Source organism: uncultured Granulicatella sp. (genome assembly GCF_963515095.1).
Taxonomy (GTDB): Bacteria; Bacillota; Bacilli; order Lactobacillales; family Aerococcaceae; genus Granulicatella.
Map to the genome: position 1 here is coordinate 43734 of NZ_CAUPXD010000006.1, position 13836 is coordinate 57569.

Annotated in this window: 11 protein-coding genes; 7 read left to right on the forward strand and 4 right to left on the reverse strand. The window is 33.2% G+C overall.

From position 1 onward, the window contains the following. Positions 1 to 14: 14 nt before the first annotated feature. The gene (codY, locus tag RWL86_RS02710; RefSeq protein ID WP_314077059.1) at positions 15 to 818 is read left to right on the forward strand and encodes a GTP-sensing pleiotropic transcriptional regulator CodY; all 804 of its coding nucleotides are present in this window, start codon (positions 15 to 17) and stop codon (positions 816 to 818) included. 266 nt (positions 819 to 1084) lie between these two features. Here codY and RWL86_RS02715 read toward each other — a convergent pair whose 3' ends face one another. Next, entirely contained in the window at positions 1085 to 2257 is a 1173-nt protein-coding gene (locus tag RWL86_RS02715) for an IS110 family transposase (protein ID WP_314077060.1), read from the reverse strand. Positions 2258 to 3142: 885 nt separating this feature from the next. Then, the gene (gene plsY / locus RWL86_RS02720) at positions 3143 to 3745 is read right to left on the reverse strand and encodes a glycerol-3-phosphate 1-O-acyltransferase PlsY (RefSeq protein WP_314077061.1); all 603 of its coding nucleotides are present in this window, start codon (positions 3743 to 3745) and stop codon (positions 3143 to 3145) included. A gap of 174 nt (positions 3746 to 3919) precedes the next feature. On the opposite strand from plsY, the gene parE reads away from it, so the two are divergent. Further along, complete coding sequence (gene parE, locus RWL86_RS02725; RefSeq protein WP_314077062.1) at positions 3920 to 5968, forward strand: DNA topoisomerase IV subunit B; 2049 nt, start codon at positions 3920 to 3922, stop codon at positions 5966 to 5968. Between the two features lies 1 nt (position 5969). After that, on the forward strand, positions 5970 to 8429 hold the full coding sequence (gene parC, locus RWL86_RS02730; protein ID WP_314077063.1) for a DNA topoisomerase IV subunit A: 2460 nt from the start codon (positions 5970 to 5972) through the stop codon (positions 8427 to 8429). 375 nt (positions 8430 to 8804) lie between these two features. Here parC and RWL86_RS02735 read toward each other — a convergent pair whose 3' ends face one another. Together RWL86_RS02735 and RWL86_RS02740 are read right to left on the reverse strand one after the other, a co-directional pair. Continuing rightward, complete coding sequence (locus RWL86_RS02735) at positions 8805 to 10001, reverse strand: putative glycoside hydrolase (RefSeq protein ID WP_314077064.1); 1197 nt, start codon at positions 9999 to 10001, stop codon at positions 8805 to 8807. Between the two features lie 6 nt (positions 10002 to 10007). Further along, the gene (locus tag RWL86_RS02740; RefSeq protein ID WP_314077065.1) at positions 10008 to 10640 is read right to left on the reverse strand and encodes a YkyA family protein; all 633 of its coding nucleotides are present in this window, start codon (positions 10638 to 10640) and stop codon (positions 10008 to 10010) included. Between the two features lie 239 nt (positions 10641 to 10879). On the opposite strand from RWL86_RS02740, the gene lspA reads away from it, so the two are divergent. The 4 genes from lspA (at position 10880) to rpsB (ending at position 13732) form a co-directional block, all read left to right on the forward strand. Beyond that, positions 10880 to 11344, forward strand: a complete 465-nt coding sequence (lspA, locus tag RWL86_RS02745) for a signal peptidase II (protein ID WP_314077066.1) — start codon at positions 10880 to 10882, stop codon at positions 11342 to 11344. Between the two features lies 1 nt (position 11345). Further along, positions 11346 to 12239, forward strand: a complete 894-nt coding sequence (locus RWL86_RS02750) for an RluA family pseudouridine synthase (protein WP_314077077.1) — start codon at positions 11346 to 11348, stop codon at positions 12237 to 12239. Positions 12240 to 12251: 12 nt separating this feature from the next. Continuing rightward, the gene (gene pyrR / locus RWL86_RS02755) at positions 12252 to 12791 is read left to right on the forward strand and encodes a bifunctional pyr operon transcriptional regulator/uracil phosphoribosyltransferase PyrR (protein ID WP_314077067.1); all 540 of its coding nucleotides are present in this window, start codon (positions 12252 to 12254) and stop codon (positions 12789 to 12791) included. A gap of 170 nt (positions 12792 to 12961) precedes the next feature. Further along, positions 12962 to 13732, forward strand: a complete 771-nt coding sequence (rpsB, locus tag RWL86_RS02760; protein ID WP_006702658.1) for a 30S ribosomal protein S2 — start codon at positions 12962 to 12964, stop codon at positions 13730 to 13732. The last annotated feature ends 104 nt before the right edge of the window (positions 13733 to 13836 follow it).

Here is a 13836-nt window from a genome sequence, read left to right on the forward strand (position 1 = left end):
AAGGAGAGAGAACATTGCAACAAGTACTAAAGGATTTAAGAAAAATCAATTCGGTTTTACAATATGATAATTTATGGACATTAGATGAAAAGGCTGATTTACCATTTAATACTTTAAGTGGTGTATTAGGGACTCTATTGAAAGTGGATTTATTTATTGCTTCACCAGAAGGTAGGATACTAGGATTTCATGATCAATTCCAGTTAAATAATGCTCGGATGCATGAATATGTTTCAACAAGACAATTTCCTGATTTTTATATGAATGCTTTGAATTCTATTGAAACAAATTTAGAAAATATATCAGTAGATGCTGAATTAACGATTTTTCCTGTGGAATTAAAACAGGAATATCTTGAAGCAAAAACAACGATCATTCCGATTTATGCTTCTGGGAACCGTTTAGGATTTGTTGTAATGGGGAAAGCTAAAGAATCATTTTCAGCGGGAGATTTGATTTTAGCAGAGCATGCTGCCACTGTAATTGGAACAGAATTATTGCACTGGCAAACGAAACGAATTGAACAAGAAAACCGAGAAAAACAAAATGTCCATCTAGCTTTAAAATCTCTTTCTTATAGCGAAATTGAAGCCATTAAAATTATTTTATCATTATTTGATGGGATTGAATTACGATTCACTGCATTAAAAATTGCCAAAGAATTTGATATTACACGTACGGTAATTGTGAATGCGATTCGTAAATTAGAATCTGCAGGTGTACTTGAGAGTAGAAGTTTAGGAACAAAAGGAACATTCTTACGTATCAAGAACCAACACATTCACCAAGCATTGAATGCTGAATTAAAAAATTTATAGAAAAAAGGAATAACTTACTAGAAAGTAGGTTATTCCTTTTTCGTTTTGTAAGTATAGAACTTATTGTAAAATCGCCATTAATATATAAAAGATAGGAATAAAAAATATTTTTTGTTTGTGAGGTCGCCAGCAGCCTCGCAAGCGAGTCTCATGGCTAAAATTCGAGCCTTGGTCTCGAATTTTATTTGAAACAAAGTACCAAAAAAAGACAAAAAGATACTACCTATGCTATAATATAAGTGAAAAATTTTTTTAATTGTCAAAGATTAAGCGTTAGTCTGTTGTCGCAGACCTAACGCTTTTTGACTATTATAAGGTTGGTGCGATTGAAGTATTTTATAGATAATTCTAAGCATTTTATGACCACAAGCGATAATAGCTTTCATTTTACTTCCTCTGCTGGATATTCGCTGATAGAAAAGTGAAAAGGTTTCTTCTTTAGCACGTTGAACACTTAACACCGACATTACTAAGGCTTGTTTAAGATATTTATTGCCTTGCGTCGTGTGTGAAGATCTTTTAACACCTGCACTTTCGTTAGAACCTGGACACATTCCAGCCCATGAAGCTAACTTCTTTTCTGTTTTAAAAGCATCAACATTTGGACCAATTTCAGCTAATATAGTGGCACAACAATTATCACTAATACCAGGAATTGTTAGAAGAAGTTGATATTCTTCAGGAAAATGATCTAAAATATATTCATTTATTTCTTTATTGAGTTCTTCTGATATCTTTTTCTGAAGTTGATATTCTTCCATACATTCTTTAATTAGAAAACGATCCACTGTAGATAGTTTACCTTCCATAGCTTCAATTAATTGTCTAGTAGAGGCTTTTATTCTACCATGTATGCAACTTTCGACATTATCTTCATTGATAACTTCACCATCAATAAATAGAGTCAACAATGCTTGTCCTGTCTTGCAGAAAATATCTGCTAAGTAACTTGTTATTTTAATATTAGCTCTTTGTAAAATAACATGGATATGATTTTTTATTTGAGTTAAACGTTGTTTTACTGAGAGACGATAACGAGTTAAATAACGTAATTGAAGCACTTCTTGAGAAGGAATATAAGATTGGTTAATTAAACCACACCGACCAAGTTGTGCAATCCACTCAGCATCCTTGACGTCTGTCTTACGACCAGGGACATTTTTAATATGTTGAGGATTGGCAAGGATTAATTCTAAGCCAGAATCTGAAAAGATATTGAAAAGAGGAATCCAATATTGTCCTGTACTTTCGAAGAAAACATGGGTAACTTGATGTTCAAGTAGCCAATCAAGAGCTGCATTTAATTCTTTAGTTGTGGTACCAAAGCTTGTTTGATATTTTTTAGGTTCATTTGAAGTTAGAGGGCCATCTAAAATACAACAAACAATGGATTTCTGATGTACATCAATTCCACAACAAATTGGGTGCATTACATCCATAATAAAACCTCCTATTCTAATTGTTTAAGAACAATGGAACAGAAGGTAAAATGTAATTTTATTTTCATGCTCTAGGCATAATCGAGTTTTCTCATGACCCCTGTTCATCCAGTTTTCCTGACAGGAACGACAATTCCCCAATAATTCGAACGGATTAGTATTGTTCTCTAAGGTAAGTATAGTACCAAATTTTGTTTCTGTCATGAGTAAGACGGTGAAACCGTCTTGGAGTTTTACCTGTAATGAAATCTAGGTTCTAGCTTTCATTACTTTCACTACAAAAAAAATTTTTATTCCTATCTTTATTTACACCATTAATCGTTTTTTAATATTTGACAGATTCGAAAGGAATATTATTGTTTAGTCGTTAGACTAGTTTCTCGTCTATATGAAAAACAAATACTGGAGAGATGTTGAATTTATTAGAGGTTTTCTTATTCACAGCTAATTTTGAAGGTTTACGAATTGTATTAATTTAAGTACAAGATAATGGGTTAACAGCAAAACGTTTGCCACAAGAGAAGATTTTAGAGGATTTTTACAATAATTATCGTTAACAGGTTTACTTAAAGGCTGGGCAGATAAGATTGTATCTATTATTCACAGTCTAGAAATAGATATAGGAAAAGTAAGAAAGATACTTGATGAAACAGATTATGAGACTCAATTTGCAACAAGAAATTGAAGAAAGTGTATAAGATTTTGATAGTGTGAAATTACGTATTAGAGTATAAAAAATAGGAGGAAAAATTTTTTGTAGTGAAAGTAATGGAAGCTAGAGAACTAGCTTCCATTACAGGTGAAATTCGAGACCAAGGCTCGAATTTTAGCCAAGAGACTCGAAGAGGCTACTGGCGACCTCACAACCAAAAAATATTTTTCTTCCTATCTTTTATTACGTTTAAATATATCAACTTTAGCTTCTGTACCATTTAATATTCTTTGAATATTCGTACGGTGTCGATAAATGATAAAGATATCGGCAAGTAGTGCAATTGTTGTCAGAACCATATCTTGAAAATATAGAGATAAAAGAACACCTATTGAAATTGTTAGCATACTTGTAAAACTTACCATTTTTGAAATAGCTAAAGTTAAAATAAAGATTCCTAAACCAATTAGAAATAATACAGGCTGATACGCTAATATAACTCCAGCAAAAGTCGCAACAGCTTTGCCACCCTTGAAATTTGCAAATAATGGATACGTATGACCAATTACAGCAAATAATGCAATAATGAGAGGGGAAACCCCGTGTAAATCCATTTGCTTTAACAGAAGAACACTAATCGAACCTTTTAAAAGATCCATTAATAAAACAATCGTTCCTGCTTTTTTACCAAGAATTCTAAAAGAATTCGTAGCTCCTAAATTTCCACTTCCGTGTTGTCTAATATCAATTTGAAAAAACTTACGTCCAATCCATAATCCAGAAGGAATGGATCCTAATAAGTATGCCATCGTAGCACCTAAAAAAATAGATAGCATAGATATGTCTTTCTCCTTTATCCGTTAAATTTAAATAATACTCATTGTATTATAGCATATTTTAAAAAAATTAGTATGATTTTAAAGGTTGCTAGGAAGAATTCTTGCAATATTTGAAAAATTAAGTATGATAGAGTAGATATGTTTTATAAATAGGAAGAAGGAGAATCGTGAATGAGTAAAGTCACTAACCAATATAATGATGATTCAATTCAAGTATTAGAAGGCTTAGAAGCCGTTCGAAAACGTCCAGGGATGTATATCGGTTCAACTGACCATCGTGGATTGCATCATCTTGCCTATGAAATTGTTGATAATGCAGTCGATGAAGCTTTATCTGGATATGCAAGTAAGATTGATGTCACAATTCATAAAGATGGCTCACTATCTGTAAGAGATAATGGGCGAGGAATGCCAACCGGAAAACATGCTTCAGGAATTCCAACAATTCAAGTTATTTTTACCGTTTTACATGCTGGTGGTAAATTTGGACAAGGTGGATATAAAACTTCTGGAGGACTTCATGGGGTAGGAGCCAGCGTTGTAAATGCCTTATCGGATTGGTTAGAAGTAGAAGTATTACGTGATGGCGTATTATATACTCAAACATTTAAAACAGGTGGAGAAAAAGTTAGTTCCATAAAAAAAGAAAAAACAAATCGTAAAGGGTCAGGGACAACAGTTCGTTTCTTACCAAGCGAACATATTTTTTCAACTATTGTTTGGTCTTATGAAACTTTAGCGGAACGTTTACGCGAATCAGCCTTTTTATTAAAAGGATTAACGATTACTTTAACGGATGAAAGAACGGATACAAGTGATGTATTTTGTTATGAAGAAGGTATTCGTAATTTTATTCAATATTTAAATGAAGAAAAAGATACTTTATCTCCAATTGTAGATTTCAATAGTACGATTGATGGAGTAGAAACAGAATTTGCCTTCCAATATAATGATGGTTATTCTGAAACAATTTTATCATTTGTTAATAATGTTCGTACAAAAGATGGTGGAACTCACGAAGTTGGGATGAAAACTGCCTTAACAAAAGCTTTTAATGAATATGCTCGTAAAGTGGGGCTATTAAAAGAAAAAGACAAAAATCTAGAAGGTAGTGACGTTCGTGAAGGCTTAACAGCGATTGTTTCATTACGTGTTCCTGAAGAGATTTTACAATTTGAAGGACAAACGAAGGATAAATTAGGAACTCCAGCTGCAAGAAGTATTGTAGATAATACGATTTTTGAACAATTAGGAATCTTTTTAACAGAAAACGGTGAAATCGCTCAAGAATTAATTCGTAAAGCTCTAAAAGCAAGAGAAGCACGTGAAGCGAGTCGTAAAGCCAGAGAAGAGAGCCGTAATGGTAAAAAAGGAAAGAAAAAAGAAACACTTCTATCCGGGAAATTAACCCCTGCTCAAGGGAAAAATCCTAAAAAGAATGAACTTTACTTAGTAGAGGGAGATTCTGCGGGTGGATCAGCTAAACAAGGGCGTGACCGTAAATTCCAAGCAATCTTACCATTACGAGGAAAAGTGATTAATACGGAGAAAGCATCTTTATCCGATATTTTAAAAAATGAAGAAATTAATACCATTATTTATACAATTGGTGCTGGAGTTGGGAATGACTTTAATATTGAAGATTGTAACTACGATAAAATTGTCATTATGACCGATGCCGATACCGATGGAGCGCATATTCAAGTATTACTATTAACATTCTTCTATCGTTATATGAAGCCATTAATTGAAGCAGGAAAAGTCTATTTAGCGTTACCTCCATTGTTCAAGATTTCAAAAGGTACTGGTAAGAAACAAGTTGTAGAATATGCTTGGACTGAAAAAGAATTAGAGGAAAAAATTAAAAAAGTTGGTAAAGGCTACTTATTACAACGTTATAAAGGTCTTGGTGAAATGAATGCAGACCAATTATGGGAGACAACGATGAATCCTGAGTCAAGAACACTAATTCGTGTTGTCATCGATGATAAAGCTCAAGCTGAACGTCGTGTAAGTACATTAATGGGGAATAAAGTTGAGCCACGTAGAAAATGGATTGAAAGTCACGTGGAGTTTAGCTTAGAAGATGGAAAGAGTATTTTAGAAACAGAGGGGCATTTAACAGTGAATGAACAACCAAAAGTTTCTAAAGCTACAAAAGAAGAAATAAATTCTCCATCATCTGTTGAACAATTATCACTTTTAATGGAGGAGGAATAATATGAGCTTGCAACAAGATATCCAAGAGTTAAATCTTGAAGATGTAATGGGCGATCGCTTTGGACGTTATTCCAAATATATTATTCAAGATCGTGCCTTACCAGATATTCGAGATGGATTAAAACCTGTACAAAGACGTATTTTATACGCGATGTTTGTAGAAGGGAATACAAGCGAAAAACAATTTAGAAAATCTGCTAAAACTGTCGGTAATGTAATTGGTAATTATCATCCTCATGGGGATTCATCAGTTTATGAAGCGATGGTTCGTTTAAGCCAAGATTGGAAATTAAGAGATGTTTTAGTAGAAATGCATGGGAATAACGGTAGTATGGATGGAGACCCAGCTGCTGCCATGCGTTATACGGAAGCTCGTTTATCAAAAATTTCTGAAGAATTATTACGTGATTTAGATAAGAAAACTGTTGATTTTGTCTTAAACTTTGACGATACAGAAGAAGAACCAACAGTTTTACCTGCTCGATTTCCGAATTTATTAGTCAATGGTGCTACAGGGATTTCTGCTGGTTATGCAACTGAAATTCCAACACATAATTTAGGTGAAGTCATTGATGCAACCATTCATACCATTGATCACCCAAAAGCAACAGTTAAGGAATTAATGCAATTTGTAAAAGGACCAGATTTTCCAACTGGAGCGATCATTCAAGGAATTGATGAATTAGAACAAGCATACGAAACCGGTAAAGGGAAAGTAGTGGTTCGTTCTAAAACATCCATTGAAGCCATTAAAGGTGGAAAGAGTCAAATTGTTGTCACAGAAATTCCTTATGAAGTGAATAAAGCTTTATTAGTGAAGAAAATTGATGAAATTCGTTTAAATAAAAAAATTGAAGGCATTGCAGAAGTAAGGGACGAATCAGACCGTACTGGTTTACAAATTGTCATTGAGTTGAAAAAAGAATCCAATGCAGAAGGAATTTTAAATTATTTACTAAAAAATACCGAGCTTCAAATTAATTATAACTTCAATATGGTTGCCATTGATGCTAGACGTCCAATGCAAGTTGGATTGAAGAAAATAATCGATTCTTATATTGCCCATCAAAAAGAAGTCATTACAAAAAGAACTCAGTTTGACTTAAATAAAGCCCAAGATCGTTTACATATTGTAGATGGTTTAATGAAAGCTTTATCGATTTTAGACGAAGTGATTGCATTAATTCGCAATAGTAATGATAAAAAAGATGCGAAAGAAAAATTAGTCGAAACTTATGATTTTACAATGACACAAGCAGAAGCAATTGTAAGCTTGCAATTATATCGTTTAACAAATACAGATATTACAATTTTACAAGAAGAAAAACTAGACTTAAATGAACGTGTAGCGACTTTAACAAGTATTTTGAAATCAGAAAAAACGTTATTACAAGTTATGAAACAAGAATTACGTGAGTTAAAGAAAAAATATGCGACACCTCGTTTAACAGAAATTCAAGCAGAAATTAAAGAAATTAAAATTGAAACAGAAATCTTAATTCCGGAAGAAGAAGTATATGTAGTAGCTACAAAACAAGGGTATTACAAACGTGTTAGTCCGCGTTCCTTTGCTTCGAGTGCTCCTGAAGAGAATGGATTGCGTGAAGGGGACGAAGTCTTACTAGTTCAAAAAGTATCAACTTTAGATAGTTTAGTGTTATTTACGTCTAAAGGGAATTATTTACATCTACCAGTTCATGAAATTCCTGAAGCAAAATGGAAAGATGTAGGGCATCATTTAAGTCAATCCATTTCTTTAGCGACAAATGAAATTATTTTAGCCGGTATAGTGAAAGAAAAAGATAGTAATGATGCTTATCAAGACTGGACAGTTGTATTCTTTACAAAAGAAGGACTTGTGAAACAAACTGCGTTGAATGAATTTAATACGTATCGAGGCTATAAAACTCGTACAAGTAATGCCATTAAATTAAAGACTGCAACGGATGAAGTAGTAGCTATTGAGCTAGTTCCAAATCAGGAGCAAGAAATTTTTATTGTGACGCATTGTGGTTTTGGCTTACGTTATGAATTAAGTGAAGTTCCTGTTGTAGGTACTGTTGCAAGTGGAGTTAAGGCGATTAATTTAAGAAAAGATGATTTTGTTGCTGGTGCAATGGTTTATAGTCCAGATCATAAAGTTGTTTCAGCCTTTATGGTGACTCAACGTGGAGCGGTGAAACGCTTCAATATTTTAGAAGTTTCTATGCTTACAAGAGCTAAGAGAGGGTTAATGGTCTTACGAGAATTGAAGAGTAATCCTCACCGTGTTGTTTATTTAGATGGTACTATTACGTCAAAACAAGAATATGTTATTGTTTCGATAAATGGAGAAATGAAAGAGATTCGTCCAATGGACTTAAGTTTAGTGGATCGTACAAGTAATGGTTCAATATTGTTAAATGTTGCGGATGGATTGACGAAAACGGTCTTGAAGAAGTTTGTATACAATTTTGAATAGACTTTCTTTGTATAGTAGTATTAGGACGCTAGCAAACTCGCTTTGCGAGTTTCATAGCTAAATTTTGAGCCTTGGTCTCAAAATTTCCTGCGTGATAAGCCGATTGGCTTATCATGCCCATACTACTATATAAAGTCTTTGGGGTGGATCATATTTTTTATGAAGAAACGTCTATGAATTTTAATAGACTTTCTTTGTAATAGTAGTATTAGGACGCTAGCAAACTCGCTCTGCGAGTTTCATAGCTAAATTTTGAGCCTTGGTCTCAAAATTTCCTGCGTGATAAGCCAGTGGCTTATCATGCTCATACTACTATAGAAAGTCTTTGGCGTATAAAAAAGACAGAATCAAATTCGATTCTGTCTTTTCTTTGTCTTAAAAATCAATTTCTGTTGAATATTGACTGGCTGCATTCCATAGTAGGTATTCTTTAATTCCGGCTTCTTTTAAAGCTTTAATTTCTTGACTAATGACATCAGCTGTATATAACTGATAGTTTCCTTCGCCTAAATAATCAGCTGTGAATGCTTGAATCCAAGGTCTTGAAGTAGGAGAGGGATTTAAATCTTTAAAATACCCATTCTCAATTTTCATATATTGACTCACGATATCATAAGGCTGTTTATCCGGTTCTTTTACACCGAAAGCTCCATTTACCCAGTGACTTGGGAAAATCATAGGAGAAATAACATCAACATGTTCTGCAATATCCGTGAATTTTTGACCAATTCCACCGATTTTTGAAGCGGTAATCGCGTGTGCCAAAATATCGGCAGAAAGATGAACGCCGTAAGGTTTTAACTTAGCACGAACATATTCTACAAAGTCTGTGACTGCAGCAATACGTGCCTCATCCATATCAGTGTAATGATTGTAATCCCCTAAGTCGTAATCTAAATATTTTTCAATTAATTCAAACCCTAGCGGGAAACGTACATAGTCTAATTGGATATCTTTAAATCCTGCTTTAGCTGCACCTACAGCAATTTCAGCAATATATTCCCAATTTTCTTTTAGGAAAGGATTTAAAAAAGATTCACCTTCATCATTTTCCCAAACAGTTCCCATTTGCGTGCGGAATGTTAAATCAGGATTTTGATAGGGTACTAAGTGATCCCCAAAACTTACAATTCGAGCAATTGGATAGATTTGATGTTTTTCCAAAGTTTTTAGTAATTGTTTTGTGTCTGTAATTTCATTTACGGTATTATTTTGGATTGTTTGATTATCCGTATCTAATGGCATTGTAATTTTTCCATATCCATCACGAACATCGATTACAACAGCATTAGCATCTGTTTTATCAACATACTGAACAATTCTATCTAGTTCAGCTCCTTTTGCTCTAAATGCTTGAACATAAATCCCTTTAACACCATCTCTTGGATAGGGTATCGTAATTCCTGAATCATAAGTACTAGTTGTAGGAAAATTTACGGGAACTTTTAATAAACTTGAAGTTCTTAAGGTTAATTTTTGTGGATTTTCTTCTTCTTCTGCATGAACAGAATTAAAAAGAAGGATGAACATTCCTAATAAAAGAATACGAACAATTCTATTTATTTTTTCCATATTCAACTACTCCTTTCTTGCACTCAAGCGAGCCTTCAGAATTCGGATTGGTTTGTCAATGGCTGTCAGAGGTTCGTTAATTTCTTCAAGTATTTTTTGACGATCAATGGCCGCTTGATTCAAAACTTTGATTTTCTCTCTTAAATCATCATTTGATAATTTATTTCCAGAAATTTCAACAAAGAATTGTTGTTCATTATTTAATTGTTCTTCGGATTTTTTGATATAATCCGTTATACTGTCGACAATTTTTTGCAAGTTTAAGCTTACAATTTTAATTTCAACACTTGGCAAGTTTTTGTCTTGTAAATTACTAAGGTGAGACGCATCATCACGAATCACTTTTAACGTTTTAGTAATTTGTTTTTGAATATCTCTTCTTTGTTGTAGATTATCAAAAACTTTACCTTTTTTCTTAGCGTAATTTGCTAGAGTTGAATCATCAGAGATATCATCTTCCCAATCATTTTGCAAATTTGCTTCAAAAGTTTGGATGTTGTTTAAATGATCAACAACCACAGGTAAGGTATCTTGTACTTCTTGAACAGTTTTTTCAGCACTCTTCTTTGTATTAGAGCAGGCTGCAAATACTAGCAAACTTGCACTAATCAAGAATACCTTCGTAGCAATTTTTTTCATAACACACTCCTTATTTTTCGCATCTTCATTTATAGACACACAAATTACTTTGTCATTATACAGTTTTTTTGTGAAATATACAAATTATTAACTGATTTGATGCCTTTTTCATGTGAAAGTGGGGATAATTTTACAATTTTTGGTTCAAATATGAATTTTTTCTATTCTACATTCTCTTGTTTGACGAAGATTAATAGAATAGGTACAATAGAACTATTGAGAGTAGAAAGAGGTATTTTATGATTATATATTTAGTTTTAAGTTTATTATTGATTGCAGCAGATCAAGTAATGAAAATATGGATTGTTTCTAATTTTGCATTACATACAGGACAAGAATTATTACCAGGTATTGTGAAGTTATTTTATATTCAAAATACTGGTGCAGCATGGGGAATTTTAGCAGGACAACAATTTGTTTTCTATATTATTACAGCTTTTGGAGTTTCTGCGATTTTATATTTAATGTTTCAAGAAAGAGGAAAATCAAAATTTGCATTGACAACGTATAGTTTGTTATTAGCTGGAGCATTAGGAAATTTTATTGACCGTGTTCGATTAGGATTTGTTGTAGATATGTTTCAATTTGAATTTATCGATTTCCCAATTTTTAATATTGCAGATATTTGTTTAACTGTTGGGGTAGCGGCATTATTCTTATATATTTTAATTGTCGAAAGAAAGAAGGAAAAAAGTGGAAAATAAGATCATTGAATTAACACTATCATTGGAAAAAAGTGAAAGACTCGATAAAATTCTAACCCAAGAATTATCTCATACTCGTTCAGTCATTCAGCAATGGTTAAAATCAGAGTTTGTATCGGTGAATGGAGAAATTGTTAAAGCGAACTATAAAGCAAAAGAAGGAGACCATGTTACCATTCAAATTGAAGAAGAGGAAGAATTAACGGTTCTTGCAGAAAATATTCCATTAGAAATTGTTTATGAAGATGAATATTTATTAGTCATTAATAAACCAAGTGGAATGGTTGTACATCCTTCTAAGGGACATTCAACTGGAACTTTAGTAAATGCATTACTTTACCACGTGGATCAATTATCCAAGGGTTCTGAAACCTATCGTCCGGGAATTGTGCACCGAATTGACAAGGATACATCTGGATTATTAGTTGTAGCAAAAACACCACAAGCTCATATTGGTTTATCGAATCAATTAATGGATCATTCCATGACTCGTAATTATGTGGCAATTGTGGAAGGTAGTTTTGAACATATTACAGGAACGGTGGATGCCCCATTAGCTAGAGACCCACATAATCGTCTAAAACGTTGTGTTCAAAAAGAAGGAAAACAAGCGATTACTCATTTTACAGTCATCCAAGCGTTAAAAGACACAAGTGTGTTACGATTAAATTTAGAAACTGGAAGAACTCATCAAATACGTGCCCATATGGATTTTATTCAGCATCCGATTTTAAATGATCCGATGTACCATCCAAATGGAAAAAATGCAACAGAATTTGGGCAATATTTACATGCGGAGACTTTAGGATTCGTTCATCCAATTACACAAGAAAAACTATATTTTGAAAGTCCATTACCAAAAGAATTTGAAGAAAAGATTCAAGAATTACAGTAGAGGAGTATGGATATGTCAGAAATATTCTTATTAGATGAAGAAACGATGAATCGATCAATGACGAGAATTTCTTATGAGATTATTGAACAATACAAGTCAGTTGATGATTTAGTACTTGTTGGAATTAAAACTAGAGGAGTTCATATTGCTAAACGACTTCAAAAGAAAATTGAATCCATTGAAAATCAATCTGTTTTACTAGGTGAAATTGATATTACATTATATAGAGATGATCGTCACGAACCAGATCCAACGGTAGATCCAATTATTAATGGAACGAATATTCCTTTTTCATTAAATGGAAAAAATGTCGTTTTAGTAGATGATGTCATCTTTACTGGTAGAACAGTTCGTTCTGCATTAAATGCACTAATGGAATACGGTAGACCAAAAACGATTAGTTTAGCAGTCTTAATTGATAGAGGACATCGTGAATTACCGATTCGTCCAGATTATGTCGGAAAAAATATTCCAACTTCTAAAAAAGAGGAAATTTTAGTGAAATTACATGAAGTGGACGATGAGGAATGTGTTACTTTAAAAAAAGTATAAGGAATGTATCAAAATAGTTGCATTCTAATTCATATTAGTGTAATATAACTAACGGTATAAAAACCATATTTCACACCTAATTGGATGATAAGGGTGGTGCTTAGGAATAAGTACCCTTGTCGATGAAAATTGGGGAGGAAAAATAAAACCAAAATTGGAGGAAAACAAAAATGGCAGTTATTTCAATGAAACAATTGTTAGAAGCTGGTGTACATTTCGGTCACCAAACACGTCGCTGGAACCCTAAGATGAAGAGATACATCTTCACAGAAAGAAATGGTATCTATATCATCGACTTACAAAAAACCGTTAAATTAGTGGACGACGCATACAACTACATGCGTGAAGTTGCTCAAGACGGAGGTATTGCTTTATTCGTAGGTACTAAAAAACAAGCACAAGATGCTGTTAAAGATGAAGCAATCCGTACTGGTCAATACTATGTTAACCATCGTTGGTTAGGTGGTATGTTGACTAACTGGGATACAATCCAAACACGTATCAACCGCTTGAAAAAAATTAAAGAAATGCAAGAAGACGGTACATTCGATGTATTACCTAAAAAAGAAGTTGGTGTTCTATTAAAAGAATTAGACAAACTTGAAAAATACTTAGGTGGTATTAAAGATATGCCACGCATTCCTGATGTAATGTTTATCGTTGACCCTCGTAAAGAACGCATTGCAGTTCAAGAAGCTCACAAATTAAACATTCCAATCGTTGCTATGGTTGACACAAACTGTGACCCTGATGAAATCGATGTTGTTATTCCATCAAATGACGATGCAATCCGTGCGGTTAAATTAATCGTAGCTAAAATGGCTGATGCATTCGTTGAAGGTAACCAAGGTGAAGACGTAGCAGTTGACGAAGAAGACTTAGATAAAGATACTTCATTAGAAGATATTGAAAAATTAGTTGAAGGCGACAACGCTGAATAATCACTAACCAGTAGGCTGTTTGGAATCGAAAAAGAAATCTTTCATCCAAACAGCTTTTTTTAAAAATATTTTTTGTAAATTTATAACATTTAGGAGGAAATTGA